Source organism: Pseudarthrobacter niigatensis (assembly GCF_030812615.1).
GTDB classification, from domain to species: Bacteria; Actinomycetota; Actinomycetes; order Actinomycetales; family Micrococcaceae; genus Arthrobacter; species Arthrobacter niigatensis.
This window is the reverse complement of sequence record NZ_JAUSTB010000004.1, coordinates 13,031-38,959: the sequence shown is the minus strand read 5'-3', so window position 1 is coordinate 38,959 and position 25,929 is coordinate 13,031. Positions and strand designations below refer to the sequence as shown.

General features: G+C 66.5%; 25 protein-coding genes. 14 read left to right on the top strand and 11 right to left on the bottom strand.

Going from position 1 to position 25,929, the window contains the following annotated elements:
* Positions 1–146: 146 nt before the first annotated feature.
* From J2T23_RS07290 to J2T23_RS07275, 4 genes are all read right to left on the bottom strand, one after another.
* Positions 147–725, bottom strand: coding sequence for a sensor histidine kinase (locus tag J2T23_RS07290; RefSeq protein WP_307358515.1), 579 nt, complete (start codon positions 723–725; stop codon positions 147–149).
* Positions 726–757: 32 nt separating this feature from the next.
* Entirely contained in the window at positions 758–1,360 is a 603-nt protein-coding gene (locus J2T23_RS07285; protein ID WP_307358513.1) for a GAF domain-containing protein, read from the bottom strand.
* Between the two features lie 141 nt (positions 1,361–1,501).
* On the bottom strand, positions 1,502–3,001 hold the full coding sequence (locus J2T23_RS07280) for a C-glycoside deglycosidase beta subunit domain-containing protein (RefSeq protein ID WP_307358510.1): 1,500 nt from the start codon (positions 2,999–3,001) through the stop codon (positions 1,502–1,504).
* Between the two features lie 30 nt (positions 3,002–3,031).
* Positions 3,032–4,324 (bottom strand): C-glycoside deglycosidase beta subunit domain-containing protein, encoded by a 1,293-nt coding sequence (locus tag J2T23_RS07275; protein WP_307358507.1) that lies wholly within the window; start codon positions 4,322–4,324, stop codon positions 3,032–3,034.
* A gap of 90 nt (positions 4,325–4,414) precedes the next feature.
* On the opposite strand from J2T23_RS07275, the gene J2T23_RS07270 reads away from it, so the two are divergent.
* Positions 4,415–5,305 (top strand): ThuA domain-containing protein, encoded by an 891-nt coding sequence (locus J2T23_RS07270; RefSeq protein WP_246857321.1) that lies wholly within the window; start codon positions 4,415–4,417, stop codon positions 5,303–5,305.
* A 25-nt stretch (positions 5,306–5,330) separates the two neighbouring features.
* Here J2T23_RS07270 and J2T23_RS07265 read toward each other — a convergent pair whose 3' ends face one another.
* Together J2T23_RS07265 and J2T23_RS07260 are read right to left on the bottom strand one after the other, a co-directional pair.
* Positions 5,331–6,278 carry a carbohydrate kinase family protein gene (locus tag J2T23_RS07265; protein ID WP_370871420.1) on the bottom strand — a complete coding sequence of 316 codons (948 nt, stop codon included), beginning with the start codon at positions 6,276–6,278 and terminating at the stop codon, positions 5,331–5,333.
* 36 nt (positions 6,279–6,314) lie between these two features.
* Complete coding sequence (locus J2T23_RS07260; protein WP_307358500.1) at positions 6,315–7,106, bottom strand: alpha/beta hydrolase; 792 nt, start codon at positions 7,104–7,106, stop codon at positions 6,315–6,317.
* A gap of 117 nt (positions 7,107–7,223) precedes the next feature.
* Here J2T23_RS07260 and J2T23_RS07255 point away from each other — a divergent pair, with 117 nt between their 5' ends.
* From J2T23_RS07255 to J2T23_RS07240, 4 genes are all read left to right on the top strand, one after another.
* Positions 7,224–7,895 carry a cyclodeaminase/cyclohydrolase family protein gene (locus J2T23_RS07255; protein ID WP_370871419.1) on the top strand — a complete coding sequence of 224 codons (672 nt, stop codon included), beginning with the start codon at positions 7,224–7,226 and terminating at the stop codon, positions 7,893–7,895.
* A 78-nt stretch (positions 7,896–7,973) separates the two neighbouring features.
* Positions 7,974–8,921, top strand: coding sequence for a hypothetical protein (locus J2T23_RS07250; protein WP_307358498.1), 948 nt, complete (start codon positions 7,974–7,976; stop codon positions 8,919–8,921).
* Between the two features lie 82 nt (positions 8,922–9,003).
* Positions 9,004–9,315, top strand: a complete 312-nt coding sequence (locus J2T23_RS07245; protein WP_307358495.1) for a hypothetical protein — start codon at positions 9,004–9,006, stop codon at positions 9,313–9,315.
* Positions 9,316–9,364: 49 nt separating this feature from the next.
* Complete coding sequence (locus tag J2T23_RS07240; protein ID WP_307358493.1) at positions 9,365–10,105, top strand: SDR family NAD(P)-dependent oxidoreductase; 741 nt, start codon at positions 9,365–9,367, stop codon at positions 10,103–10,105.
* 5 nt (positions 10,106–10,110) lie between these two features.
* Here the strand turns inward: J2T23_RS07240 and J2T23_RS07235 are convergent, their stop codons facing one another.
* On the bottom strand, positions 10,111–11,679 hold the full coding sequence (locus J2T23_RS07235; RefSeq protein WP_307358491.1) for a glycoside hydrolase family 32 protein: 1,569 nt from the start codon (positions 11,677–11,679) through the stop codon (positions 10,111–10,113).
* Between the two features lie 251 nt (positions 11,680–11,930).
* Between J2T23_RS07235 and J2T23_RS07230 the strand changes: the two genes are divergently transcribed.
* The 5 genes from J2T23_RS07230 to J2T23_RS07210 all read left to right on the top strand — a co-directional run bounded on the left by J2T23_RS07230 (position 11,931) and on the right by J2T23_RS07210 (position 17,697).
* The gene (locus J2T23_RS07230; protein WP_307358489.1) at positions 11,931–13,367 is read left to right on the top strand and encodes a glycoside hydrolase family protein; all 1,437 of its coding nucleotides are present in this window, start codon (positions 11,931–11,933) and stop codon (positions 13,365–13,367) included.
* Between the two features lie 66 nt (positions 13,368–13,433).
* Positions 13,434–14,768: an ABC transporter substrate-binding protein gene (locus tag J2T23_RS07225; protein WP_307358487.1), complete on the top strand. Its 1,335-nt coding sequence runs from the start codon at positions 13,434–13,436 to the stop codon at positions 14,766–14,768.
* A gap of 24 nt (positions 14,769–14,792) precedes the next feature.
* Positions 14,793–15,674 (top strand): carbohydrate ABC transporter permease, encoded by an 882-nt coding sequence (locus tag J2T23_RS07220; RefSeq protein ID WP_307358485.1) that lies wholly within the window; start codon positions 14,793–14,795, stop codon positions 15,672–15,674.
* Positions 15,671–16,576, top strand: a complete 906-nt coding sequence (locus J2T23_RS07215) for a carbohydrate ABC transporter permease (protein WP_307358483.1) — start codon at positions 15,671–15,673, stop codon at positions 16,574–16,576. The genes J2T23_RS07220 and J2T23_RS07215 overlap by 4 nt, the downstream gene beginning before the upstream one ends.
* Before the next feature lie 38 nt (positions 16,577–16,614).
* A complete protein-coding gene (locus tag J2T23_RS07210; protein ID WP_141182929.1) occupies positions 16,615–17,697 on the top strand; it encodes a LacI family DNA-binding transcriptional regulator in 1,083 nt (360 codons plus the stop codon).
* 68 nt (positions 17,698–17,765) lie between these two features.
* Here J2T23_RS07210 and J2T23_RS07205 read toward each other — a convergent pair whose 3' ends face one another.
* From J2T23_RS07205 to uriH, 3 genes are read right to left on the bottom strand one after another with little or no spacing between them, the layout of a single operon-like run.
* Complete coding sequence (locus tag J2T23_RS07205) at positions 17,766–18,737, bottom strand: ribokinase (protein ID WP_307358480.1); 972 nt, start codon at positions 18,735–18,737, stop codon at positions 17,766–17,768.
* The gene (uriT, locus tag J2T23_RS07200) at positions 18,734–20,149 is read right to left on the bottom strand and encodes a uridine transporter UriT (protein WP_307358478.1); all 1,416 of its coding nucleotides are present in this window, start codon (positions 20,147–20,149) and stop codon (positions 18,734–18,736) included. The genes J2T23_RS07205 and uriT overlap by 4 nt, the downstream gene beginning before the upstream one ends.
* Positions 20,150–20,164: 15 nt before the next feature.
* A complete protein-coding gene (gene uriH, locus J2T23_RS07195; RefSeq protein ID WP_307358477.1) occupies positions 20,165–21,286 on the bottom strand; it encodes a uridine-preferring nucleoside hydrolase UriH in 1,122 nt (373 codons plus the stop codon).
* A 269-nt stretch (positions 21,287–21,555) separates the two neighbouring features.
* Between uriH and J2T23_RS07190 the strand changes: the two genes are divergently transcribed.
* From J2T23_RS07190 to J2T23_RS19875, 4 genes are read left to right on the top strand one after another with little or no spacing between them, the layout of a single operon-like run.
* Positions 21,556–22,545 (top strand): LacI family DNA-binding transcriptional regulator, encoded by a 990-nt coding sequence (locus J2T23_RS07190; RefSeq protein WP_370871427.1) that lies wholly within the window; start codon positions 21,556–21,558, stop codon positions 22,543–22,545.
* 34 nt (positions 22,546–22,579) lie between these two features.
* The gene (locus J2T23_RS07185; RefSeq protein ID WP_141158694.1) at positions 22,580–23,686 is read left to right on the top strand and encodes a GTP pyrophosphokinase; all 1,107 of its coding nucleotides are present in this window, start codon (positions 22,580–22,582) and stop codon (positions 23,684–23,686) included.
* Positions 23,687–23,693: 7 nt separating this feature from the next.
* On the top strand, positions 23,694–24,671 hold the full coding sequence (locus tag J2T23_RS07180) for a hypothetical protein (RefSeq protein WP_246839883.1): 978 nt from the start codon (positions 23,694–23,696) through the stop codon (positions 24,669–24,671).
* Between the two features lie 25 nt (positions 24,672–24,696).
* Positions 24,697–25,266: a rhodanese-like domain-containing protein gene (locus J2T23_RS19875; RefSeq protein ID WP_370871418.1), complete on the top strand. Its 570-nt coding sequence runs from the start codon at positions 24,697–24,699 to the stop codon at positions 25,264–25,266.
* Here the strand turns inward: J2T23_RS19875 and J2T23_RS07175 are convergent.
* The gene (locus J2T23_RS07175) at positions 25,205–25,858 is read right to left on the bottom strand and encodes a GntR family transcriptional regulator (RefSeq protein ID WP_141158696.1); all 654 of its coding nucleotides are present in this window, start codon (positions 25,856–25,858) and stop codon (positions 25,205–25,207) included. The genes J2T23_RS19875 and J2T23_RS07175 overlap by 62 nt on opposite strands.
* Positions 25,859–25,929 lie beyond the last annotated feature (71 nt).

The window sequence follows — 25,929 nt, the reverse complement described above, 5'->3', positions numbered from 1 at the left end:
AAAAGCACATAAGTATCGCGTATGACAGACATAAGTTTCACGAAGGTTCGCAGAAGGATTGCATAAAGAGCCGTGATGGCGGGGCCGCTCCCGCACGCGCGGGCTGCCGCTCGATGCCACGTCCACGGTAGGCGCGCGGCGGCTGCTTAGCTGCCCGGTCCCAGGTGAACGGTGACGACAGTCCCGGACCCGGGCGCGGAACCGAGGTCAAGTCGTCCACCGGTCGCGGCGGCAATCCGGGCACAGGTTGCCAGGCCCAGGCCGGATCCGGGCGGGTCACCCTGGCGGTCAAGGCGCACCAGCGGATCGAGCACGCGTTCCCGGTCGCCGGAGGCGATGCCCTTGCCGTTGTCGATTACGCGCAGGACCGCCCCATCTTCGCCGCGGTGCCCGGTGACGTGGATGACCGGCGGCACGCCCGGCCGGCGGTAGTTAAGGGCGTTGTGAATGAGATTTTGCAGGAGCACCCGGGTCTGGACCGGGTCCGCGGTAAATACCAGCTCCCCCGAGTCCACGGACGCTCCCGACTCCTCCACGGCGGTGGCCAGGTCCGCGATGACATCCCCCACCAGTTCCGCCAGGGAAACCGCGGCCGGCTGCAGGTCGCCTCCGATGGTGGCGAAAGCCAGGACGTCCTCGACCATCGCCAGCATGCGCCGCCCGGTCCTGCCCACAATGCCTAGATACTCCGGAAGCCGGGCGTCGTCTCCTGATTCTGCGTCCATTTCGCCCAGTTCCACGAATCCGAGGATCGAGGTCAGCGGGTTGCGAGGTCATGGCTGATCCTGCCGGCAAACTCCGCCAGATGGCTGTTGCTCCGCTCGGCTTCGGCCAGCGCGTCAGCCAGGCGGCGTGCGCGGTGTTCCAGCTGCAGGACGTCGACGATTTGGGCGGCGAGGATTTCAAGGCCTCGGAGTTGTTCGCCGCTGAGCCGGCCGGTCTCCCGGGCGCCGGCACAAAGGGTGCCAAGGACAAACCCGTCGTCGGTCACCAGCGGAATGGAGGCGTAGAACCTGACACTGCTGCGCCGGCCGTCCACGTAGGGGTTGTCGCGGTACCGGGAATCCAGGGAAGCATCCTCGAGGACGGTGGGTTCACCGCTGAGGAACCCCACCGCGCACATCGAGTCTTCCCTGGTGCACAGATACGGTTCCATGCCCGCCGTGGCTGCCTGGTACTGGAGGTCTTCGGTAATGATGTTGATGGCTGTTACCGGCTGGCCACAGACCGTGCGGGCCAGTTCAACAAGATTCTGCAAGCGTTCCGACGCAGCCGGAACTTCAACGTGTCCGTCCGGACCTGGAATGGGCAGTCCGGTTCCGGCGAGGACCGCGTCGCGGACCATCTCGTTCACCGTCATGGCCTGCGGCCCTTGCCATCAGCGCGCTGGAACCACCGGCCATCCGCACGTGCGGTGGCCAAGCCTTCCATGCCGGGATCGTCCACCGATCCAGCATCCCATACAGGCGCCGCCGCGCAGGGAGAACACGGAGGGGCTTGCTCACATCGAGGAGCCGGCCCTCGATTCCGCCTTCGGCACGGAACGCATGCTCTTCCGAACCAGGTCATGCTGCCTGCGCACCAACAGCAAGGGGTCCACCTCCCCCAGTTCGGCGAAGGCATGGCCCTCCCATTCACTTGACCAGTACCCGTGGTAGCCGCCTTCGACGAAGACGCGTACCAGCTCCGGATAGTCGATTGCAGGCTCGTTGCCGTCGTCGTCGATGTCGTAGAACTTGGCGTGGACGTGCAGGATCTGGGGCATGATGTCTGCCCATTCCCGCGGACTGACATGGCCGTGCATGTTGAAGGCGAGATGGGCGAAGGAGCCAAGCCGGGCTGGATCGAAGGCCCGGCCCTTGAGGTAGCCAATGAACTCCTCCTGGCGCGCCCGCATCGGCGCGTCGGTGGCCCAGATGGCCTGCAGCCTGGCCACCGAGTCGTCGTCCAGGCCTGCCCGCCGCACGGCACGGAGGAGCGTGGGTGACATGCTGTGCATGGTGGAGGAAAAATCCGCCACGAACCCCAGCAGCGGCGAATCGAGATCTGCGTAAACATCCCGGACCTTCATGATTTCCGGCGAGTTGGGTCCCATCGGAGCGTGGATTTCGTAGGCCATCTTGAGTTCCAGCCTCTCGGCCAGCGGCAGGAGGCGGCGCAGCAGGGCGGGCTTGGCGCTCTGGATACGGACCAGGGGGAAGCCCAGTTTCTTTGCACCATGGAACAGGGTCTCCGTGAACTCGTATTCCTCGTCCGGCGTCATGTCGCGGTCACGGCGCCGGCCCATGTCCAGGTTCGCACCGAACGAGCTGGCGGTGAAGCCATGCTTGTCGAATGCAGTTTGCCACGCCCGGGCGAAGCCATCCGATACGTGGGGGTAGGTGGGGAGCACCTGGGAGGCCACGATCTCGATCCCAGGGCCAATGCCAAGATCGGCAACCCGGTCCAGCAGCCCGTCGAAGTCGTACCAGCCGGCGCGGAACTCGGCGCTTGCCGAGTACAGCGTCAGCCCGAGGGAGAAGGGGTCGTCCCCGGTTGCGGGCGGAGGGGGTGCCGCCGCCGCCTTGAGTAGGGGTGCGGGGGCAGGCCCATCCGTGACGGCCAGCTCCAGTGTCTGGTTCACGAAGTTGGGGACGTACATGCCCGGGCCCCCATCCTGCCCCGGGGCAATCTGCATATACGGCAGCCGGAGCTCGCCGATGAGCTGGACGGTGTGGTGGTCCCCGGGAACTGCGGGCTGGTCGCGGCGGACAATGAGCAGCGGGTGTTCCTGCAGGTACCAGAGGGTTTCACTCTGCACCGGAATGTCGGTCAGCGCATATCGGGTGCCCCCGAGCTCCAGGGACAGCTCCTCTTGGGGGACGTCCCGGCCGTCGATGGTGAGCCGGAGGCTGGTGACCGAGGAGAGCCAGAGGCTCCGGTACCACGGCAGGGTAAGGGAAAGGGCAAGTCCGTCCGCGTGGGTGCGAAGGCTGGATTCGTCAAGAAGTCCGTTGGGCATGATGGTTCTCTTTACCGTGATTGGGGATGGTCAGTCGAGTTCGGAGGTGATGCTGCGGATCAGGGCATGTTGGCGGCGCACCTGCTCGATGGCACGCCAGGGAGTGCGTTCGCCTTCGTATTCGCTGGAGAGGTAGCCGGTGTAACCGGAGTCCTTCAGCGCCTGGAGCACGGGACGCCAGGGAATCTGCTGGTCTTCCAGCTGCTCGTTGATGTCGTGGAATTTCGCCTGGATGAACACCACGTATTGGGCGATGTCCTTGAAGTCCGCGGGGTTAACGGCAATGCCGTCAAGGAACGCCGGACGGGTGTCCCGGGTCTCGTCTTCACGCAGCGGAATGGGCCGGTCCTGGAAAATGCCGGTGTCGATGAGCAGGCCGAAATTCTTGGTTCCGGTCCGCTCAATGAGCCCGATGTAGTCATCCACTACTGGGTGCTTGATGGGGGTGGGCGAGTGGATCTCGGGGCAGATGACCATTCCCAGCTCGTGGGCCAGGTCAAGGGAGCGTTCCACCGATTCAGTCCAGATGGGGTCCGGCACGAGGTCGCTGGAGACCACACCGATTTTTGGCCGGACAAAGCTGAAGCCCAGCCGGTGGGCCAGTTTCAGGTCCCGCTGCAGGGCCTGCGCGCCTTCGGTGGCCGTCATCGACCGGCCCGGGTGGAGCCTGGTATCAATCCAGGAACCGTAGTTGGTGGGCTCCAGGGAGTACTTTTCCAGCAGGTTGAACCAGGTATCGATCCAGGCCGGCGAGGGTCCCGGATAGCCGGGAACGTGCCCCTCACCGAGGATCTCGACCCCTGTTGCGCCCACGTCGGCTACATGGGCCAGGGCACTTTCGAGGTCCAGGACCGTGCCGTAATCGCCCATGTAGCTGTAGAGGGAAACTCCGTAGCGGAACGTCCCGTCACCGCCTTCGGGTGCCAGCGTGACCTTGCGGCTGACCCGGTGGATGGTGGGCTGGTGCTCCTCAGGAATGTAGGACATCCGTAACCGCAGCTCGATGCTCAGTTCGTGGACACCTTGCGGAAGGCCGCCGTCGAACGGAACCGTTATCACCGCCGCCTCCTCAAGCGGCCAGCGGACCCCCTCGCTGACCCACAGCTCCGGCAGGGTGAAGGTCCGGCCGCCGAAGGTCCACAACGGAATGTCCGGACCGACGTCCACCAGGTTGCCGACGCGCACGGCGACACCATCGACCAGGGAAGCCGCCATGCCCCGGTAGGAGGGCATCCGGACGCGGAACTGGAAGCCGGTCACCCGCCCTCCTTCCGTAACGTTGCGGAAGCCTGCGGACTGGATGAGGTCTCTTTCGAGAAGCATCGTTGCTCACTCTCTGTAGGGGCAAGCCGATCGTAGCAACCATTATGTCCTTTTCAAACTAAAGTATGTAGAGTTCCATCAAAACTATCGATGAACGAGGGAGTGGGCGCAGTGGCCGAGAAGTTGAGGGCACTTATCCTGTCCGGACACATGACCCGGGAGCATGACAACGAATTCCGCCGCTTCCGCGCGCACAACCAGTGGCTCACCACTGTCCTGGAGGACACGGGCAGGTTCCACGTGCGCGTCGTCGAGGACCCGCGCGGACTGGGAGCCGGCGTCATCGATAAGTACGACGTGGTCCTGGTGGTGTTCGAGGGGCGGGACGGCTACCACGAAAAGGCGGTGGGCTTCGGTGCCGAAACCGATGCCGCGCTGCTGAAGTTTGTCCACGAGGACGGAAAGGGCATGGTGTGGTTTCACGGCTCCGCCGTCCAGGAGGACGACTGGGGCTACCCGGAGGAGTACAACATCATGCGGGGCGCGAAGCTCAGTGTGTCCACCGGGCTGCGGCCGCGGCCCTGGGGCGAGGCCCGGCTGCAAACCTCCGAGCCCCGCCATCCCATCACCGAGGGTGTCAGCGGGACATGGACCGTCACGGGTGACGACATCTTGACCGGCGTGCAGCTGTACGGCGGCGCGGAAGTACTGCTGTCAGTATTCGATGACGTGGAGTCCTACGAGAATGCACCCAAATGGCCCATGCCGCATTACCCGGTGGATATCCCGGAGGAAAACCTCGCCAACCTTCCCGGGATCAATACGCAGCAGCCTCTTGCCTGGATCAACAACTATGGCAACGGCCGCAGCTTCACGATCACCATAGGCCACGACATCGACACGTTCCGGCGCATCGAGTTCATCCGCATGTTCCCGCGCGGCGTGGAGTGGGCCGCCACCGGGAAAGTCACCCTCGACGGGCCGGACCGACGTGGTGAGCGCCGCTTCCTGCCGTGGCCCTACTACAACCACGAGGGGTAGGCACCGTCCCGCTCCGGATGCTGCCTCAGGCCTCCATTCCTGCCGCGTGCAGCTCCTCCCGGGTGGGCGGGTTGGCGCCCGGGCGGGATACCGTGACTGCCGCGGCACGGGCGGCATGTTGCAGGAGTTCGGAGAGTCCCTCGACGGGAAGGTCACGCAGGTCCTGCCGGTTCTGGGCGCCGTCCAGCTCCCGGTCCACCAGGCCGGACAGCAGCGCCGCCATGAAGGAATCCCCAGCCCCCACGGTGTCCGCCACCTCCACCCTGGGCGCAGGAATGGCGGCTTCGCCGGCACGGCACACGCCCCACGGGCCGTCCGCACCGCGGGTGACCACCACCATCGCCGGACCTTCCTCCCCGCCCAGCGCCAGCCACTTGCGGGCCGAATCCAGCACATCCTGTCCCGGGTAAAGCCAGGCCAGGTCCTCGTCCGAGGCCTTAACGACGTCGGACAACGTGACGAACTTTTCCGCCTGGCGCCGGGCAAAGTCCACGTCCGTGATGATGCTGGGGCGGCAGTTGGGATCGAAACTGATGGTGGCGGACGGGTGCGCGTATTCGACGGCGGCGAGCACCTCGGTGGCACCGGGCGCCAGCATGGTGGCAATGGAGCCGGTGTGCAGCAGGGTGGTTCCCTGCAGCATGAAGCCAAGCCGGTCTGCCAGGTGCGGCAGCTCCCAGGCGAGGTCGAAGGTGTAGGTGGCGGCGCCGTCGTCGTCAATCAGTGCGGTGGCCACGCTGGTGGGCAGCTCGTCCGGGGGCATCGGCAGCATGACGGAGCTGGCGCGCAGGTGCGCCGCCACCGAGTCGCCGTACGCGTCCCGGCCGTAACGGCCGATGAACTGCACCGGGTGGTCCAGCCGGGCCAGGCCCACCGCGACATTCAGGGGGCTTCCGCCCACGTGGGCCTCGATTCCGGAAGCGCGCTGGACAACGTCAACAAGGCCTTCGCCGATCACTGTGAGCATGGTCATACTCTGCCAGAAAGAGGCCGGCGTCAGCAGGTCGTGTCAGCCGAGCAGCTTTCCAACCAGTTCGCGGCACGTCACATAGGCCTCCGCGGCGGGATCGATGAGCGCGAAGTGGTCCCCCGGCACCGTGATCAGCCGTGCCGGGACGGGTCCGGAACGGCTGGCGTCCACGTACGTTGTGGACATGCCCAGGGGAACATCATCGTCTTCCGCCGCGTGGACGGCAAAGACGGGAACGTCCAGTGGCAGCGCTGTCATGGGGTCGGCCATGCGGTGGCGCCCGGGGAAGTCCGACGACGGTCCGCCCAGCAGGTTGCCCACGGCGCCGTTGCTCAGGCCCAGCCTCTCGGCTTCGGCAAGGTTCAGCACGCCGGATTGGCTGACTACCCCGGTGAGGCGGACGCCGTCGTTCGTATTCTTCACTTGCCGGGCATCCGCCCCGAGCCCCTCCAGCCGGTCCCTGCCCGCCGCCCACACTGCCAAGTGGCCGCCGGCGGAATGGCCCAGCGCCACCACTTTGCCCAGGTCCAGCGAGTGCGGTTCTGCGAGCGCGGCAAGCTTGCCGATGCCCGCGAGGATGTCCCGGAAGGTCCCCGGCCAGCCTCCGCCGTTCCCGGCACGGCGGTACTCCAGGTTCCAGGCGGCCATGCCATGCTCCGCCAGGTCCCTCGCCAGCGGCTCCCCCAGTTCGGCGCCGTACGTGGAGCGCCAGTAGCCGCCGTGGATCACCACCACAACGCCCCGGTGCTTTCTGCCCGCAGGAAGATCCGGCAGGAAGAGCTCGCCCCACTGGCTGGGGTCCTGGCCGTAGTCATAGCGGTGGCGTTGCACCCTGCCGAGACTACATCCGTCCTTGGGAAGCGGCCTCCTGTCACACTGGCCGCCCGGGCCTCGAAAACTGGGCGAGTCCGGGCGTCCTGCCGGGTGTCCGTTTAGCCTGCCACATTTATGGGCACCATTCCTGGCATGGAAGAGGCTGAAGCAACAACCCAGGCATCCACCGTCGAGGACTGGACGCGCGCACTGGCGGAGTCCACGGGTTCACCGGGTGGGGGCGCGGGTACCGGCCTGATGCTGGCGGTGGCGGCATCACTGACGTCGATGGTGGCCGGCTACAGCGGTGGCGAGGACGACGGCGGGAAGCCATCGGAGATACGGACCCGCGCACAGGCGCTGCGCCGGGAAGCCCTGCAGTTGGCTGATGACGATGCGTCCGCCTCCAAAGCCTTCGGTGCTGCCTTCCGGCTGGAACCGGGGCCGGAACGGGACGAGGCAGTCCGCCGTGCGTCGCTGGAAGCTGCAGCATCGTCGGCTGTCCTTGGCGAGCGGGCCATCGAAGCCATCGACGACCTCGCCTGGCTGGCGACCAAGGGCAACCGTTCATTGGTTGCGGACGTTGTTGTTGCGTTCGGCGCCCTCCGGGCCGCGGTGGCAGGCGCCCGCACGAATGTCAGCTTCGACCTTGGCTCCCTGCGCTCCACGGGAGACAGCCTGGATACGGTGCGTCGACAGCAGCCGGACCTGTGGGCCGCGGTCCAGAAACTCAACGGAGCCATGGACCGCATCGACGCGGTAACCGCACGCATCGACCACCGCGCGGCCCCAACGGACTCAGCCTGAGCTGTTGGACTCTGCCGCAGGGCTGTGCTTATTGTGGGCAGCATTGTTTGCAGGTGAGTCCGGGGGGAGGCGTACGGCATGGAGCCAAAACTCAATGCGTGGATCTTCCTCCGCCCCCTTTTGCTCGCCGTGGCGGCAGCAGCTGCATGGATCGCACTGTCCGCTGCGGGCGCCTCCGCTGATTCCGCCGCTCACAACGACCCACTCCTGGCTGCTGCCCCGCCTGCCGTGGGAGGGGTCGCTACCGCAGTTAGCCAGCAGGCCCTGGACCCCATACCTTCCCGCACTGTCAGCAAGCCAGCCCCAGCCCTTGCGGCAGTGCCGCCCATCCAGCCGGCGGCCAAGGACGCCGCCGCCCTGGCCGACCACGTCACGGAGACCGTCCCGGTGGTCAACACCGTCGTCCCGGAAGGAACGGTAGCCGCAGCAGTGGATCCGGCCCTGGGCACGGTGGACCGTGTTGTTGGCGGGACCGTGGTTCCGGTGGCCGGCGCGGTCCTCGAACCACTGGCCAAACCACTGGCCCCGGTCCTTGACCCTGTTCTCAGCGCCGTCCCCTTGCCTGCGCCCGTGGCGGCCGGAGAACAGCCGGCCGCAGCGACCCTCCCGCCGGCTGCCGACGCCCCGCCGCCCGGAGGGGGAGCACCCGCTGGGGCAGCCGCATCGGTGGCTGCGCCCACGGGCATTGCGCCGGGTTCAGCCCTGGCCGGCCCTAAACTCCTGCCCCTCCACGAACGGCTGCCCGGCAACGGCCCGCCGCTCACCCTGCAGCCCGTGCACGCCGCCGGCGCGCCCCAACTGCCGGGGGCGGAACCGCACAACACGCCGATGCAAGGGCCCCTTGACGCGCCGCCCGGCACCGCTGCCGGCGGAAGCGGTTCAACCAGCGGCAATGGTTCGGGCCTGCCCGCATGGCTCGCGCCCCATACCCTGCAGATCCCCGAGGCCGGCCCGTCCAGCGTCCAAGGCGGTTCGCCCCTGGCCATGCCACCGGTGTCCTTCGATCCCGGATCATCCCCTGACTAGTTGAGGCCTTCAGCGTCCCAGCGCTAACGAGCCAGTCCCGGGCTAAGCAGTAGGCCCGATCCAACTTTCAGGAGAACCCCAAATGATGCACCGCACTATCCGAGGATGCCTGCTCAGCGCCGTAATCGCAGGCGGCCTGCTGGGCGCCAACGGCGCAGCCGCCAACGCCGCCGCCACCCCGGCGCCAGCACCGATCTCCCTTTCCATTGACCACGCCGCAGCCGCAACGGGCCGCGCGCACGTTGGGGAGGCAGCTGCCAACGCAGCACCCAGCGCCCCAGAACCGGGAACCGCGCCGAACACTGGCGTCAACTCCGGACTGCTGGGCGTGGGCGTGGTGCTTGTGGTCTTTGACGGCGTGCTGGCCCTGATCCTGGGCCGAAAGCGCGGCTGACCCGGCGCGGGTAGCGTAGGGAACCACCACTTATCAGGAAGGCCCCCGCATGGCACGCGTCTTCATTACCGGATCCACCGTAGGGCTCGGCCTGGCAACAGCGGACACGCTGCTGCGGGACGGACACGACGTGATCGTGCACGCGCGGTCCCCGCAGCGGATCCCCGCGGTACAGCACCTGCTGGACCGCGGGGCACAGTGCATTGTCGGGGACCTCGCGGCCCAGGCCGAGGTCCGGCAGATCGCGGCCGACGCCAACCGAATCGGCCGGCTGGACGCCGTCATCCACAACGCCGGCGTCCTCAGCGGCGCGGCGCTGCTGCCGGTGAACGTGGTGGCCCCGTACCTCCTGACAGCGCTGATCCCCGGACCCCGCCGCCTCATCTACCTGAGCAGCGGCATGCACCGCGGCGGCGACACCGGACTGGACGGCCTGGACTGGGCAGGACGCACGACGACGGCCTCCTACTCCACCACTAAGCTGCACGTCACGGCGCTGTCGGCAGCAGTGGCCAGGCTGGCGCCGGACATTGCCAGCAACGCGGTTGATCCCGGATGGGTGCCCACCCGGATGGGCGGCCGCTCAGCACCGGACAGCCTGGAACTGGGCCACCGCACCCAGGAATGGCTCGCTACCAGTGACGACCCGGCAGCCCTGTCCAGCGGCGGCTATTGGTACCACCAGCACCGGCAGGCCCCGCACCCGGCCGCCGATGATCCGCAATTCCAGGACCGCCTGCTGGCCCGGCTCGCGGAACACACAGGCGTCACCCTGGCGGGCCGTGACTGACGGAATCAGGCCACAGTGTCCGCGAATTCGCGGATGGTGACACCTGAAAAGACCGCCGGACCGCCGTCAGCGTAGAACGAAATGCCGGTGTCGCCCTCCGCCAAGAACACCTGCTGCGAAAGCACCGTGTGGCCGGCGTTCACGAACACTTCCACGCTTTGCATGTCCACGAAAATTCGCAGGTGGACCGACCGCGCCGCGGCATCGATCGGTGCCGCGGCCCGCGAGTAGGGCACCAGCGAGTATCCGGGCAGGTCCGATGGTCCGCGATCAACATAGACCTCCGAACCGTACTTGCCGATGTTCGTGTGCCGCGAACCGTCTGCGGAGCGGCCAACGGAAACCCCCACATTCGTGGCGGCATCCCACGAGATGTCCAGCTCCAACTCGTAGGCGCTGCCCCTCCACGGCAGGACGGTGCTGCCATGCACGGTACGGTCGGGTAGATCCGTCGTGGACGTCGCGTAAGCTGCGAGTGCGGCAACCGGGCTGCTCAGGAGGCTGTACCACCCCCCGCCTTGGCGCTCCAGCCGCAACTCCCGCACTATCGAGTTCTGGCCGTTGTAGCCGTCTGTTGCGTCGGTGGGGACGTCCCGGCCGGCGTACTTCCAGTCGTTCATCCACGCCACCGCATACCGCCGCGAGTCCGGCGCTTCCACGGCAGGCCAGGTCACCGCCGCATACCAGTCCCAGCCCCAGTCCAGCCATTGAGGATTGGCCACGTCATCCGCGAGGAACTGCTGCCCGTCCCACGTTCCCGTCCAGTAGGCGTAGGTCATGGGCAGCCCGATGCTGTAGGCGTCCATACTGGCGCCAAGCACCCAATGCCGGGTGCCGTCGTCGGCCGTCATCTCGAAAAGGTCCGGGCACTCGATGCCGCCCAACGCGTGGTTGGGGTAGTCAAAGTTCCGCTGCAAATACCAGTCGCGCAGGTTGGCAGAAGTGTAAAAGGCGGCGTATCTAGCCCTTCCGATGACGCATACCCACTCACCGCGGGCTGTATCCCAGTGGATCTTCGGGTCGCGGAACCATTCCGCATTGTCGATCTCCGCCTGCGTGGTGGCGGTCCGGCCGTCCGGATTGGGGATTACCGGGGCCGGCAGGGCAGTGAACGTGTAGCCTCCGTCGGTTGACCAGTACAAATACTGTTCCTGGTACTTGCGGATACCGTCGGTGGGCTGCGTCGCAAGGACCACCAAGGCGCCCGCGCCGAAGCCGGCCGTATTCGCAGTGTCCACGACGGCCGACCCTGACCAGACGGGAAAGTCCGGCCGCAGCGGCAAAGCGGCACCATGGTGTTCGTAGGCGACGCCATCCTCGGTGGTGGCGTGGTCCCAGCCGCCTGGCCCGTTGTTCTGCGCGGAATGCAGGTAGTAGAGGTGGTAGGTGCCGCCGAGGAAAACAGGTCTTTGCGGGTCGCACAGCCAGCCCGATGGCGGGGTCAGGTGAAAGTGCGCACGCAGGGACCGCTGGGCCCTGGCGGGGGTCCCCCGCCTGGCACTGTTGCCGAGCAGGGCAAGGGCTCCTGCTCCGGTTCCCTGCAGGATGTGGCGGCGGGAGATGGCGTAGGTCATCGTTGACTTCCTCTCATGGGGCGGCTTCGCCGGAGGGCGCTGGATGCGGGGGACCGTCCCCGGTCCATCCGGATACCAGGTGATTAAGCGCTTAAGCAGAAGAGGCTAACCAGCGGAAACATCGGCGGTCAAGGGTTTTGGGCAAAGCGGCAGGCTTGGAAAGTCATTTTGCTAAAACGCTTGATCAGGTCACCATTCCGCGCTACCTTCATGGTGATCAAACGCTTTAGCAGAAATGGACATCACCGCCGATGGGCTATCCAGTCTTTTTTCAACCCGCCGATGCCTGGGTGGGGGACCTGATCCCCTACCAGGCGAACGGCGAGTTCCAGCTCTTCTATCTCCACGAGGTCCGCAGCGAGCCCAAACCGGGAACCGCGTGGAACCTGGTGACCACCAAGGACCTCGTCCAGTTCGAGGACCACGGTGTTGCACTGGCGCACGGGACACTGGAGGAGCCGGACTTCAACTGCTACACCGGCAGTATTGTGGCCGACGAGTCCGGCATCCACCACCTGTTTTACACCGGCCAGAATCCGGCCCGCCTCGGCGCGGACGGCCTGCCGCTGCAGTTGGTCATGCACGCCAGCAGCGCGGACGGGATGGCCACCTGGACGAAACACCCGGAGCTCGCGTTCGGCGCACCGGACGGCTACGGGTCCGCCGACTGGCGCGATCCGTTCGTCTTCCGCGACAAGGAAGCGGGAGTGTGGCGGATGCTGCTCGCCGCCCGGCATGCCGGCGGCCCAGAACGCCGCCGCGGCGTTATTGCCCAGTGCGTCTCCACCGACTTGGTGACCTGGACCCACACGGACCCGTTCTGGGATCCGCGACGCTACATCACCCACGAATGCCCGGACGTCTTCGAATGGGGTGGCTGGTGGTACATGGTCTTCTCGGAGTTCTCCGAAACCTTCACCACCAGGTACCGCATGGCAAAGAGCCCCACCGGCCCATGGACGGTCCCTGCCCTGGACAGCGTTGACGGCCGCGCCTTCTACGCCTCCAAGACGGCAGAGCGGGACGGCCGGAGGTTTTTCTTCGGCTGGATTGCCAGCAAGGAAGGGAATTCCGACGACGGCGCCTGGCAGTGGGCGGGCACCATGGCCGTCTTGGAGGCGCGGCAGAACCCCGACGGAACGCTGTCGTTCGGGTTTGCCGATGAGCTGGTGGAGAGCTTCTGGGACGAGGTGCCGCTGGAGCTTGAAACCGGGCTGCCCCTCCGGCTGGACGTGCCGGACGGCTACGGCGCCGCCGTTGCCACCAACAACCTGCCCGCCCAGTTCCATGCCAGGGCGGTGTTCGATATCCAGGCCGGCACCACCGAATGCGGAATGCTGCTCCGCTCCAGCCCGGACGGTGACCGCTCCTACATCCTCCGCCTCGAACCGAAGCGCGGGCGCCTGGTGTTCGACCGCTGGCCCCGGACCACCACCGGCGACGCCCAGTGGCACGTGTCCGGCGATGTTCCCTTCGCCATCGAACTCGAGCGTCCCTGCAACCTTCCACCCGGCCGCCACACGCTGGAAGTGGTGGTGGACGGGGACCTCTGCGTCGCCGTCGTGGACCGCCAGGTGGCGCTCAGCACCCGGATCTACGACCTTCCCGCCGGCGCAATCGGCGTGTTCGCCGGCGAAGGATGCGTCACAGTCACCGACCTCGAAGTACGCAAGCGCACGGACAACTGAATACCACTCCTCCGTTCCACCCGACCCGTTCCACATGATCCACTCCAATCAAGGGAGATTGCCGCAATGAAGAACCTGTTCCGCGCTGCCGCCGCCGCAGCAGTCACGGCCCTGGCCCTGACCGCCTGCGGAGGCGGAGGCACCGCCAATACCGCCAACGTCGCGCCAACGGGAGACATCAAACCGCGCGAAATTTCGTGGCTGCTGTCCCGCCCGGCCGACGGCGCAGTCATCAACATCATGAAGAAGCTGGCCGACGACTACGGCAAGGACCACCCGGGCTTCAAGCTGAACCTGATCACCACTCCTGACCGGCCTTCCTACATCCAGAAGCTCGAAACCCTGGCGGCGGCCAACAAACTGCCTGAACTTTTCGACACGGACGCCACGCCCTTCGCCCAGCAGCTGGCGAAACAGGGCAAAATGCTCGATGCCGGAAAACTGCTGCAGACCCTGGGGATCTACGACAAATACCGCCCCGGGGCACTGGACTACCAGCGCTTCGACGACGGCTCCCTCTACATGATCCCGTTCCAGTTCGAGCTGGAGTTCATGTGGTACAACAAGGCACTCCTGGCGAAGGCCGGGGTGGCCGTACCCAAGTCCCTGGACGATATCCCCGCCATGTGCACCGCCCTGCGCAGCAAGGGAATCACCCCCCTTGCCATCGACGGCCAGGACCAGTGGCCGCTGGAGCGGTACGTCGCCTACCAGCCGTTCAGGGCAGCCGGCCCCGACTTCGTCCAGAAACTGAAGAAGGGCGACGCCAAGTTCACCGACTCCGCAGGCCAAAAGACCGTCAACTGGCTTGCGGAACTGGGCAAGGCCAAATGCTTCCAGGACGGGTTCTCCGCGCAGGGCTACTCAGACGCGCAGAACCAGTTCACCTCCGGCCAGGCCGCCATGTACAACATCGGCACCTGGGAACTGCCCAGCCTCGCCACGGACAAGCTCAACCCTGCCGTGCGCGACGACATCGACTTCTTCACCCTGCCCACCACAGCCGGCTCGGTGACGGCGGCCAACGAGTTCGTGTCCCCGTCCGGCATCGGCATGGCGGTCAACGCCAAGACCTACGATCCGCTGGTGAGCGACTTCCTGAAGTTCGCCCTGCAGAAGTACCCCGCTGAATACGCCGCCACAGGGGCACTCTCCCCCACCACCGACGTCGAAACCACCATCCCGTCCAATGCCACCCCGCTGTACCGGAAGGCCCTGGACCAGGCCAAGGACCTCGGGTCCAAGCAGGCCATGCCGTGGGACACCCAGCTGGACCCCACCACCAACGGCCGGCTGCAGCAGGAGCTGGTCCTGCTGGTGCAGGGCGAAATCACGCCCCAGCAGTTCACGGAGACCATGGACAGCACCATCGCCCAGAACGCCCCCAAGTTCTTCAAGTAAAGGCCAGCCATGCTCCCCCACAGGATGCTTCCGAACAGATCGAGGACCTCCGTCCTGGTCTTCCTGCTCCCCCCGCTGCTGCTCTACGGCGCAGCCGTCCTCTTCCCTATCTTCCAGTCGCTGGTCCTGAGCTTCTTCTCCTGGAACGGCATCAGCGACATGGAATTCGTCGGCCTGGACAACTACCTCCGGATGTTCACCGGTGACGACATCTTCTGGCGGGCCTTCGCGAACGCCCTGGCCTACCTGGCCATCTGCCTGGTCCTGCAGCTCGGCGGAGCCCTGCTGGTGGCCAGCCTGCTCACCTCCCTCCGCCGCGGACGGGAACTGATCAAGACGCTCTACCTGCTGCCGGCCGTGATTTCCACGGTGGCCATCGCCTTCCTGTTCGTGCGGATCTACTCGCTGGAGCCGGTGGGCCTGCTCAACCAGCTGTTCGCCTGGGTGGGCCTGGGCAGCCTGGAACGGCCATGGCTGTCGGATGTGAACACGGTCCTGGCGGCCGTGTCCGCACCGGAAGGCTGGCGGTTCACCGGGTTGTACATGCTGATCATCTACGCGGCACTGCTCGCGGTGCCCAAGGAACTGGAGGAGGCCGCGGTCCTGGACGGCGCGTCCCGCTGGACCCTGTTCAGCAAAATACGGTTCCCGTACATCCGCCCGGTCTGGATCACCACCACCATCATGGCCACCACCTACGGCCTGCGGGGGTTCGACATCCCCTACCTGATGACCAACGGCGGCCCCGGCCAGTCCTCGGAGCTGCTCACCACCTACATGTACAAGACGGCCTTCACCAGCACGGACTTCGGCTACGCCAGCACCATCTCGGTGTTCATCGTGGTCGAGTGCCTCGTGGCAGTCGGCCTCATCCTGTTCCTGCTCAAGCGGAAGGCAGACGCATGATCACCCAGGCAGCCCCGCCAACCAGGCCGCCCGCCGTCGTACCTCCCAAGCCCGCCGCAAGGCGCCGCAAGCGCCGGCCGGACCTGTTCCGCACCCTGTCCCGCGTCCTGATCATGCTGATCGTGGTGGTCCAGGTCTATCCGCTGGCCTGGCTGTTCCTCACCAGCCTGCGCACCGAGCAGGACTTCGCCAGCGGAGACCCGTTCGCGCTCCCGGGCTCGTTGACCTGGGAGAACTACGCCAGGGCCTTCGAAACCGGGGACCTGGGCCGGAACATCCTGAACAGCTTCGTGGTGACCATGGGCGCCAATGTCATGATCGTGCTGCTGGGCATGATGGCCGCCTACGCCATCCAGGTGCTGGGGTTCCGGCTCAGCAAACTGGTCCGCGGACTGTTCCTGATCGGGATCATCGTCCCGGTCCAGATCGCACTGGTCCCGCTGTTCATCGATTATTCGCAGGTGAACCTGCTGGACACCTACCAGTCGATGATCATCCCGCTGGCCGGTTTCTCGCTGCCGATGTCCGTATACCTGTTCTCCTCGTTCTACGAATACATTCCCAGGGAGACCTATGAAGCGGCGTCCCTGGACGGCGCGGGGCCGTACCGGATCTTCGGGCTGATCACCCTGCCGCTGTCCGTGAACACGGTGGTCACCGTGGTGCTGGTCAACAGCATCTTCATCTGGAACGACTTCATCTTCGCCAACACCTTTGTTTTGTCGGAGGACCTGAAGACCATTCCGCTGGGCCTGCAGAATTACATCGGCGCCATGGGCAAGGTGGACTGGACGGCCACATTCGCCGCCGTCTGCGTCACCATCACCCCGTTGCTGCTGGTGTTCCTGGTGCTCAACAAGGCCATGATCCAGGGGCTCGAGAGCGGGGCGACCAAGGGATGAGGGCCAGGTCCGGTGGTTATACTCCTGAAGGAGGGCAGATGAGTTCAACGGAGAATGGCGCGGAGGCATCCGCGCGGGAAACAGGGCGCCCCTCGCCAAAGGTGCCTGAGCGGCCGCATCCCGTGACCCTTCGCGAGGTGGCAGAAGCGGCCGGCGTTTCCACCGCCACGGTATCGCTGGTGGTCAATAAGAAAAAGGACGCCCGCATTGCCGAGGAAACCCGCAGGCGCGTCACGGACGCCATCCGCACCCTGGGCTACCGGCCCAACGCCATGGCCAAAACACTCGTCAGCGGGACGTCCAAGTTCATTGGGCTGGTGGCCGACGGCGTAGCCACCACGCCATTTGCCGGCCAGATCATCCACGGGGCGCAGGATGAGGCCTGGAAGCACGGCTACGCGCTGCTCATCGCCAATACCGAGGGCAACGGCGAGCTGGAGCAGGACGCCATCGCCATGATGCTGGAGTACAAGGTGCGCGGCATCCTCTACTCCACCTGGTTCCACCGCCAGACGGATATCCCGCCGCCGCTGCGGGAAGCGGACTTCGTCCTGGTGAACTGCTTCTCCAACGAACAGGGCGCCCGCGCCGTAGTTCCGGACGAGGTCCAGGGCGGCCGCTCCGCGACGGAACTCCTGTTGGCGCACGGCCACCGGCGGATTGCGTTCATCAACGCCACCATTCCGGCACCGGCCAAGGACGGGCGGCTGGCAGGTTACCGCCAGGCCCTGGGGAACGCCGGAATTCCGTTCGATCCGGACCTCGTGATGGAGGCCTATCCGGACCAGGAAGGCGGCTACCGGGCCACGGCCGGGCTGCTTCAGCGAGGCGCCCCTGCCGTGTTCTGCTACAACGACCGCATGGCCATGGGCCTCTACGACGGCCTGCGGGAACACGGCCTGGCCATCCCTGGGGACGTCGCCGTGGTGGGCTTCGACAACCAGGAAGTCATCGCCGCGCACCTCCGGCCGCCGCTGTCCACCGTGGCCCTGCCGCACTATGAACTCGGCGCCGCCGGGGTCCGGGTGCTGCTGGGAATCGACCCCGCCCCGGGCGGACCGGCAAAGATCCACTGCCCTGCCGTGGAACGCGCGTCCGTGCAGGTCCAGGCCCACGCATAGCCCATCGATTGCTCCGTACCGGTCGTTTGTGCGGTGCGTAAACCACAAGTACGGAGCAGACGGCCGGTTTAGGCGGTACCGAGGCGGCGTTCGACGTCGGCCGCTTCCGGATACGCCGCCTGCGTCCCCTTCCGGGTGGTTGCCAGGGCGGCGGCCACGGAGGCGAAAGCTGCGGCATCGGCGAGCGCATCGCCCGCGGCCAGCCGCACCGCCACCGCACCGGTGAAGGCGTCCCCGGCTCCGGTGGTGTCCACGGCGGCCACGCGGGTGGGCGCCACGAAGGTCACCTGGGCGCCGGGAGCCGCCTCCGAATCCAGCACCACGGACCCGTGCGCGCCGAGGGTCACCAGGACCTGCCGGATCCCGCGCCCGGCAAACCGCTCCCGGACCGTATCCCATTGCGACGCGTGGGCGTCTGCCCCCGGAACGGAGGCGCCGGGGCCAAGGAACAGCGCCGCCTCGTGCGCATTGACCAGCAGGACGTCTGTCAGTTCCGCCAGCTCCGCCGGAATGTGCGCGTACGGCGAGAGATTCAGCAGAACTGTTGCGCCGGCGTCGTGCCCTGCCTGGGCTGCGGCCAGCACGGTGGGCATGGCCACCTCCAGGCAGAGGCTGACGACGGCGGCACCGTCCAGGACGTCCGCGGCGCCGGCCACGTCCGCCGGGGACAAGGTGCCATTGGCGCCGGCGGAGATGATGATGTTGTTTTCGCCGCGGGCGTCAACGGCAATGACGGCGACACCCGTGGGCTCGCTGGAGTTGCGCACGTGGCTGACGTCCACGCCTGCCCCCGCCACCGAGGCCTCGAGCATGTTGCCGTTGGCGTCCTCCCCCACGGCGCCTACCAGGCTGACATGGCCGCCCAGCCGGGCTGCTGCCACGGCCTGGTTGGCGCTCTTGCCGCCCGGGTTCACGGCGAAGCCGTTGCCTTGGACCGTTTCGCCCGGCTGCGGGAGCCGTTCGCAGTAGATGGTGAGGTCGGCGTTGAGGGAGCCGACGACGACGATCCGGCCCGGGTGCCCAACGCCCGCGCTGGTCATGCGGCCACCTCGGCCTCAACCGGCTTGGGAATCAGCAGCGAAGCAGCGAAGGCGGCAATGGTAAGGGCCAGGCCGACCACGACGACGGTCAGGTACGACGTGGCCGCATCGCCGAGCGCGGAGGTCGCCACCAGCACGGCGGGCAGGATGAGGAAGCTCAGGCCCGCGCCCAGGTTGAAGGCGCCGGCGTTCATGCCGGGGAGGAAGCCGGGGTTGCCGGCGGGCGAGAGGACAACGCCGAGTCCGTTGAGCATGATGTTGACCGTACCGGCGTACATGATGCCCAGCAAGACCGTTCCGGCAATCATCATGGGCAGGCTGTGCAGGCCCAGGAAGGCGATGACGGCGAGCGCGGCGATGCTGCCCAGGAGCCCGATCCGCAGCACCTTGGTGTAGCCAAGGACAGGGGCGAGCTTGCCGCTGAGCGGGCCCACCAGCCAGCCCAGCAGGGCGTACGGGGTGAGGATCATCAGTGACATTTCGGTGGGGCCCACACCAAAGCCCGGGCTGGCGGCCTGGACGTAGGCGGGCACGATGCCGTTGATGACGGCGAAGATGCCGGTCATGGTCAGGGTGGTGGTGAGCAGCGGTGCCCAGGTGGCGCGCTGGCGCAGGTGCACCGTTTCCACCATGGGCTGGGCGGCGCGCTGTTCGGTGCGCCAGAAGGCGAAGAAGGCGGCGGCGGACACCAGCACCAGCGCCAGGCTCAGCAGCAGCGTGCCGGAGTTGAAGCCGCCCACGAGCTTGGCTGCTTCGTTGAGCGCGGTGAGCAGGGCGCCGACGGCCACCACAATGAAGAACACGCCGAGCCAGTCCATCCGGGTGCCGGCGCCGGGCTTGCTCTCGTTGGCGAGGAACACGATGAGGGCGGTGGCCGCGAGGGCCAGGACCACCATCAGCCAGAATATGCTGCGGAAGCCGAAGTGCTCGGCGAAGTAGCCGCCCACGAAGGAGTCCACGCCGGCCACGCCGCCGTTGACCGCGGTGATCAGGCCCATGAGGGTGCCGTACTTGCGGGGGTTGCTGACGGCGGAGCGCAGCATGATGAGGCAGAGCGGGACGGTGGGGCCGCTGACGCCCTGGATGATGCGGCCCACGAAGAGCCAGGTGATGTCCGGGGCGAGCGCCGCAATGACGGAGCCCACGGCCATGAGCAGCATCATGCCCACCAGGACCTTCTTGCGGCCGATGATGTCGCTCAGGCGCGGCAGGAACAGGGAGAACAGGGCGGCGGCGGTGAAGAACCAGGTCTGGGAGAGCCCGATCAGGGCCTGGTCCGCCTTGAGTTCCTGGCCCATGGTCACCAGGGCGGGGCTGAGCATGGAGGCGTTGAGCTGGAACGCCACGCAGGCGGCCAACAGGGCGGTCATGAGGGCGGCGATGTTGCCGCGTCCGGTTTTGGTTTCAGTCATGGTTGCGGTGGCCATCTACTTGACCCCTCCGGCGGTGAGCTGGGCACTGTGGCCGGATTCGACGTCGGACGCGTTGCCTTGGGCGCGGTCTGCACCTTGGTGCCTGCCGCCGTCGTCCGCCTTGGCATTGGCGCCGGGCTCGCCGATGCGGACCAGCGCGTCGGTGACGAGGTCCCAGAACCGTGCGTGGTCCAGGTCCACGGCCACGCTGGTGTGGCAGTCATTGGGGGCCGGGGCGCGGAAGTCCGCCACGGTCATGCCGAGCGTGAGGCTGCCCTGAAGTTCGATGTTCACGGGGACCTTGCGGGTGCTGACGATGCTGGGGTCGATCACGTACGCGACGGCACAGGGATCGTGGACCGGCGGGTAGTCAAAGCCCTGCGCGTCCTTGTAGGTGTGCGCGAAGAAGTCCATCAGCTCGGTGACGAACCTTGCCGGGGTGGTGCCGATGGCGGCGATCTTTTCCACGACGTCCGGGGTTGCCAGTGCCTGGTGGGTGAGGTCCAGGCCCACCATCACGACAGGCCACTTCTCGTTGAAGACGATGTGGGCGGCCTCGGGGTCGATGATGATGTTGAACTCGGCCACGGCGCTCCAGTTGCCCACGTGGTAGCCGCCGCCCATCAGGACCACTTCCTTGACCCGTTCCACGATCCGCGGTTCCTTGCGGGCAGCCATGGCGATGTTGGTCAGGCCGGCGGTGGGGACCAGGGTGACGGTGCCGGGTTCGTGCGCCATGACGGTGTCGATGATGAGGTCGACGGCGTGGCGCGGGTCCAGCTCGATGGTGGACTCCGGCAGGGCGGGGCCGTCCATGCCGGACTCGCCGTGGATGTCCGGTGCGGTTTCGATGCTGCGGACCAGCGGGCGGGGGCAGCCGGCGGCGAAGGGGACGCCGGTGATGCCGGCGATGGTGCCGACGGCGAGGGCGTTGCGGGTGACTTTTTCGAGGGTCTGGTTGCCTACCACCGTGGTGACGGCCAGCAGTTCGATGTTGGGGTTGCCGTGTGCCAGCAGCAGGGCCACGGCATCATCGTGGCCGGGATCGCAGTCCAGGATGATCTTCCGGGGTTCTGTTGAACCCGTCCGGTACTGGCTCGCTTGGGGATTTGGTTCCACGATGGTGCTCCACGTCATTGGGGCCTGCCTTGCGGGCAGGGGTCTTGAGTATTCCGGGAGTGATCATGACAGGGTTTCGTGGCTCACGTCAAGCGCTTAACGTGAACGTGGGCATCACTCCACGTCAAACGCTTAATGCCTTGCTGAGCATGGAAGGCCAGCACTCCCACCGCGCCCAGCCTTTTGGGGCGTGACCGGTGCCCGGCGGCGCCTACTACGATCAAAGTATGGATTCCGGGGAACAGGTGCAGCAGCAACGGCCACGGCCGCGGCGCGTGACGGCGGCGATGGTCGCCGCGCGGGCCGGCGTTTCGGTGGCCACGGTGTCACTGGTGGCCAACGGCAAGACGGCAGGCCGCGTGGCCGAGGACAACATCTCCCGGGTGCGGGAGGCCATTGCGGAGCTGGGGTACGTGGTGGACGGGATCGGCAGTTCCCTGGCCAAGGGGGTCAGCTCGATTGTGATCCTGGTGGCGCCGGACATCTCCAACCCGTTCTTCGCCAAAGTGATTGCCGGGGTGCGCGAGTCGCTGGGGCCGCAGTACCAGCTGCTGCTGTCCGTCACCGAGGCCGGCGAGTTTCCGGAGGCCGCCGATGTCCGGCGGCTGATGTCCCTGCGGCCGGCGGGGCTGCTGGTGGACGCACCCAACGCCGGGTTCCTCGAAGACCTCGCGTCACCGTCGCCCCTTGTCCTGCTTGATGCGCCGGGCCTCGAGTCCTACGCACCCTCCGTGAACCTGGATGTGGCCAGCGGGGCACGCCAGCTGGCGGCGCACCTGGCCGACGCCGGGCACAGGGAAGCTGCCTATGTGGACAGCGTGACCGGCACCGAGACGTTCGCCGTCCGGCGCGCGGCGTTCCTGGAGGAGGCCGCCTCGCGCGGCATCAGCGTCAGCCCGGAACGCATTATCAGCACCACCATCGACGTCGGCGCGGCGGCGGGCGCGTTCGCCGAAGCGTGGCCGGACTGGCAGCGCGCGGGGGTTACCGCCGTCGCCTGCGCCACCGACACCCACGCGTACGGGGTGCTGCAGGAAGCGCGCGTGGCGGGGATCCGGATACCGGAGGAGCTGGCCGTGGCCGGGTTCGACGACCTGCCCTATTCGGCCACCAGCAATCCGGGCCTGACCAGTGTGCACCTGCCGGCCACCGCCCTGGGCCAGAAGGCCGGGGAGCAGCTGCGCAGCCTCATGGAGGGAAAGTCGCTGGGCCACGGCGGCGTCACGCTGGAGACCTCGCTGGTGGTGCGCGGCTCCACGTCGGCCGCCGCAACGTAGGCTTCCTGTCATACCCCGGCCGTAAGCTGGGACCATGCCGAGTAACTGGGAAAGTCTGGACGCACCGCTGCGTGAGTCGGTGCAGCACAACGTGGAGATCTATGAGCGCGTCCGGCCTGCCCTGAAGCTGGTTACCCGCGATGTCCTGCTGGTTTTGCGTGACATGCTGAAGGGCAGCGAGGTCACGCCGCTGTTCGTTACCGGCCGCACCAAGACCGTAGAGTCCTTCAAGGAGAAAATCTCGCGCACCGAGGAGCCACTGGAACCGGGTGGGCGGAGGCTCCTGAAATTTCCGGACCCCTTCCGGACGCTCAATGACATGGTGGGCATCCGGGTGATCACCAAGCTGCCGGCGGAGAATGCTGCGGTGGCCAACATCATCAAGCGCCAGCGGCAGCTTTTCGACTGCCGCGGCGACCGGGAAAAGGACATCGGTTCCATCGAGTCAGGAACCTACGGGTACTCCAGCCGGCACCTGATCCTGCGCACCATCCAGAATGAAGCCGTCAAGGAGTACCAGCAGGTTTTCAACCCGGATCTGCAGCCCAACGGCAGCTACTTCTTCGAGTGCCAGATCCGCACCATCTTCGCGCACGCGTGGAGCGAGATTGAGCACGATATCCGGTTCAAGGCCGAGGACCCCCGCGCCTGGACGCCGCACTTCGACCGGCAGTTCACCGCCACCGCCGCCATGCTGGAAACAGTGGAAACCGCCTTCTCTGACCTTCACGAAAACTACGAGGAGGTCCGCGGTTACTGGGACATGGACGGTGAGGGCGCGGCCCCGCTGACGCCGAACCGTATCCGGGATGTATGGCGGACCCTGCTTCCGCACGTGGACCGCAAGGTGGACGATGACTGGGGCTGGGCTGCCGAGCTCCTCGCCGCGCACGGGCTCAACCAGACCATGCAGCTGGCCGGGCTGCTCAGCGCCAACCAGATCACGGAGGTCCGCAGGGCCCTGGACCACCGCTACTCCCCCGGCCCGGACCGGCTCCTGGACGACCTCCTCCTCTGGCAGTACGGCACCAAGCACATCGACCTCACGGCGGAAGAGCCCGACGCCGTCCCGCACCCGCGGCGGGACAGCCTCCTGCGGCGGCTGCGGCAGATTGAGCGGTACAGGATGACGAAGAAGTAGGGCGTTGGTGGAACGCGTGCGGCTGGTACTGTCCGGCTTCGGTGCCGTGGGCCGTGCCTTCGGGGATGCCGTTTTGGGCCAGGATTCCGGGCTGCGGATCGCTGCCATCAGGGGGCATGCTTCTCAGGTGGTCCTTTCGCCCGGCTCCGGGGTGCCCGAACGTTCTTCCTGGGGGCCTCTCCGTCCTCTTGGGGAGACGCTGGCCAGCACTGGTGCCGCTGTTCTGGTCCAAGCTCTGCCGTCTTCGCCCGAAGCTCACGGCCGGGCGTTGCAGGAGACGCTGGCTGCCCTGCGGAGCGGCGTGGATGTGGTCACGGCGACGAAGAGCCACGTCCTCAGCAACTGGCGCGAGCTTGAGCAGGCCGCTGCTGAAGGCGACAGCCGGATCCGGATTTCGGGAGCAACCGGGGCGGCGCTGCCCACGGCGGACCTTGCCCGCGTGGCGCTGAACGGGATGGGCTGCACTGCGGTGCGGGCCTGCCCGAACGGGACGTCAATGTTCGTTTTGGACCAGCTGGCCGCAGGTATTGGGCTTGACGCTGCGGTGCTGGAGGCCCAGCGGCGCGGTATTGCAGAGGCGGACCCGTCCGCGGATCTGTCCGGGAAGGACGCGGCCACGAAGGTTCGGCTTATTGCTGGGCTGCTGTGGGACTGGGACGTTGCCCGGATTGCGGTAGAGGCGGAACCGATCGATCAGCGGGCGCCGGCCCTGGCTCTGGCCGCCGCCCGGCAGGGACTCCGCCTCCGCGCCGTGGCGCGCGCGTCCCTTGAGCGGCCGATGGTAGTTACCGTTCGCTTGGAAGCCGTGGCGCCCACGGATCCGCTTTTCCACGTCGCCGGCCCGGAGAAGGCAATGGTCTTCAGCTGCCCCGAGGCTGGCGACCTCACGGTGCAGGGCGGCCGCTCCAGCCCTGCCGGGGCCGCACTGGCGATGCTGAAAGATGTACTTAACCTGCTTGGGCTAAGTGGCGTCGGGTTTCAGTGAAGGGCATCTGTTGGAAGGGAACGACATGAACGAGATGCCTGCCATTGACCGGATGCTGGCGGAGAGCCGCGTCGGGCTTGACCGTGTCCACGCTTCTGATCTGGGGCGGGAGATGGCCGACGGTGCCCTTGTTATGGAAACTAGGCCGGTCGATCAGCGGGAGCGCGACGGTGACCTTCAGGGAGCAGTGGTCATTGACCGAAACGTTCTTGAATGGCGGCTGGATCCGTCAAGTCCCCACCGGCTCCCAATCGCAGGCGACCCTGACCGTCGGATCGTGGTGGTGTGCAAAGAGGGCTACAGTTCCAGCCTCGCTGCGCCCACCCTGCAACGGCTGGGCCTGACCCGGCGACAGACCTCATCGGCGGCTTCCAGGCCTGGGCGGCGCTGCGGAAGTCCGACTAGTTCCGCACCTTTACGAAACGTCAATTATCGGCTCTCTAAAAGAGTCGAGGGAGTGACAGCAAAAGGGGTTGTTTTCCCAGTGTCGGTAGTGGGCGTTTTCCTCTGGCTCCCGAACTGGCTGGTGCTGGCTAGCGGCTTTCCACGCGTGCGCGCACAGTTCGGTAGGCGAACTCTACGAGGTAGTCGTTGAGGGCATGGCTTGCTTTTTCGGCGTCCTCTGTTTCGCGGTTGAGGATGGCGCGGAGGATTTGGGCGTGTAGGCGTGATCCCTGGCTGATTTCGGCTTGTTCGTCCCGGACGTGGGTGATCCAGAATCGGCGCGAGAGTCCTTGGAGGGGGGCCATGGCGTCGGCGAGGTATTCGTTATGGCTCGCGGCGACGATCATCTGGTGGGTTTCCTTGACTGTGTCCAGGTACTGCCTGAGCGTGAAGCGGTCTGCCTCGAGCAGCTGAACCATTTCCTGCATTGCGTTGCGCTCAAGGTTGGTTGCGGCTTCACAGGCCAGACGCACCGCCAGGGCTTCGAGTACCCGCCGGAGTTCGAGCATCCTTAACTGGGCTTCTACTGAGGCGGGTGGGACGAGTACGCCTTTGTTGGGGTGGATCTCCACGAGCCGGTTCCGGGCCAACTGCTGCAGGGCCTCCCGCACCGGGGTCCGGCCCAGGCCGGTCTTCTCCATCAGGACCGCCTCGGAGACAAGTGAGCCGGGAGTAAGTTCCTGGAAGACGATGAGGCGTTCAATCTCCTCGTAGGCTTGGGCGGCTTTTCCCTGCTGCATCATGCTCCCACTCTAGCCGAACCCCTTGCACAACCGGTATATCGGTCGCATACTGGTGTGACTGGCTTCACCTC

What these genes read in the sequence shown, in the direction of transcription:
- J2T23_RS07175 (WP_141158696.1), bottom strand. Translation starts at nt 25,858, where the DNA reads ATGATGCAGCAGGGAAAAGCCGCCCAAGCCTACGAGGAGATTGAACGC.
- J2T23_RS07225 (WP_307358487.1), top strand. Translation starts at nt 13,434, where the DNA reads ATGAAGAACCTGTTCCGCGCTGCCGCCGCCGCAGCAGTCACGGCCCTG.
- J2T23_RS07265 (WP_370871420.1), bottom strand. Translation starts at nt 6,278, where the DNA reads ATGACCATGCTCACAGTGATCGGCGAAGGCCTTGTTGACGTTGTCCAG.
- J2T23_RS07210 (WP_141182929.1), top strand. Translation starts at nt 16,615, where the DNA reads ATGAGTTCAACGGAGAATGGCGCGGAGGCATCCGCGCGGGAAACAGGG.
- J2T23_RS07275 (WP_307358507.1), bottom strand. Translation starts at nt 4,324, where the DNA reads ATGCTTCTCGAAAGAGACCTCATCCAGTCCGCAGGCTTCCGCAACGTT.
- J2T23_RS07185 (WP_141158694.1), top strand. Translation starts at nt 22,580, where the DNA reads ATGCCGAGTAACTGGGAAAGTCTGGACGCACCGCTGCGTGAGTCGGTG.
- J2T23_RS07190 (WP_370871427.1), top strand. Translation starts at nt 21,556, where the DNA reads ATGGTCGCCGCGCGGGCCGGCGTTTCGGTGGCCACGGTGTCACTGGTG.
- uriH (WP_307358477.1), bottom strand. Translation starts at nt 21,286, where the DNA reads ATGACGTGGAGCACCATCGTGGAACCAAATCCCCAAGCGAGCCAGTAC.
- J2T23_RS19875 (WP_370871418.1), top strand. Translation starts at nt 24,697, where the DNA reads ATGAACGAGATGCCTGCCATTGACCGGATGCTGGCGGAGAGCCGCGTC.
- J2T23_RS07255 (WP_370871419.1), top strand. Translation starts at nt 7,224, where the DNA reads ATGGGCACCATTCCTGGCATGGAAGAGGCTGAAGCAACAACCCAGGCA.
- J2T23_RS07205 (WP_307358480.1), bottom strand. Translation starts at nt 18,737, where the DNA reads ATGACCAGCGCGGGCGTTGGGCACCCGGGCCGGATCGTCGTCGTCGGC.
- J2T23_RS07215 (WP_307358483.1), top strand. Translation starts at nt 15,671, where the DNA reads ATGATCACCCAGGCAGCCCCGCCAACCAGGCCGCCCGCCGTCGTACCT.
- J2T23_RS07280 (WP_307358510.1), bottom strand. Translation starts at nt 3,001, where the DNA reads ATGCCCAACGGACTTCTTGACGAATCCAGCCTTCGCACCCACGCGGAC.
- J2T23_RS07250 (WP_307358498.1), top strand. Translation starts at nt 7,974, where the DNA reads ATGGAGCCAAAACTCAATGCGTGGATCTTCCTCCGCCCCCTTTTGCTC.
- J2T23_RS07285 (WP_307358513.1), bottom strand. Translation starts at nt 1,360, where the DNA reads ATGACGGTGAACGAGATGGTCCGCGACGCGGTCCTCGCCGGAACCGGA.
- J2T23_RS07270 (WP_246857321.1), top strand. Translation starts at nt 4,415, where the DNA reads ATGAACGAGGGAGTGGGCGCAGTGGCCGAGAAGTTGAGGGCACTTATC.
- J2T23_RS07290 (WP_307358515.1), bottom strand. Translation starts at nt 725, where the DNA reads ATGGACGCAGAATCAGGAGACGACGCCCGGCTTCCGGAGTATCTAGGC.
- J2T23_RS07245 (WP_307358495.1), top strand. Translation starts at nt 9,004, where the DNA reads ATGATGCACCGCACTATCCGAGGATGCCTGCTCAGCGCCGTAATCGCA.
- J2T23_RS07240 (WP_307358493.1), top strand. Translation starts at nt 9,365, where the DNA reads ATGGCACGCGTCTTCATTACCGGATCCACCGTAGGGCTCGGCCTGGCA.
- J2T23_RS07235 (WP_307358491.1), bottom strand. Translation starts at nt 11,679, where the DNA reads ATGACCTACGCCATCTCCCGCCGCCACATCCTGCAGGGAACCGGAGCA.
- J2T23_RS07230 (WP_307358489.1), top strand. Translation starts at nt 11,931, where the DNA reads ATGGGCTATCCAGTCTTTTTTCAACCCGCCGATGCCTGGGTGGGGGAC.
- uriT (WP_307358478.1), bottom strand. Translation starts at nt 20,149, where the DNA reads ATGACTGAAACCAAAACCGGACGCGGCAACATCGCCGCCCTCATGACC.
- J2T23_RS07220 (WP_307358485.1), top strand. Translation starts at nt 14,793, where the DNA reads ATGCTTCCGAACAGATCGAGGACCTCCGTCCTGGTCTTCCTGCTCCCC.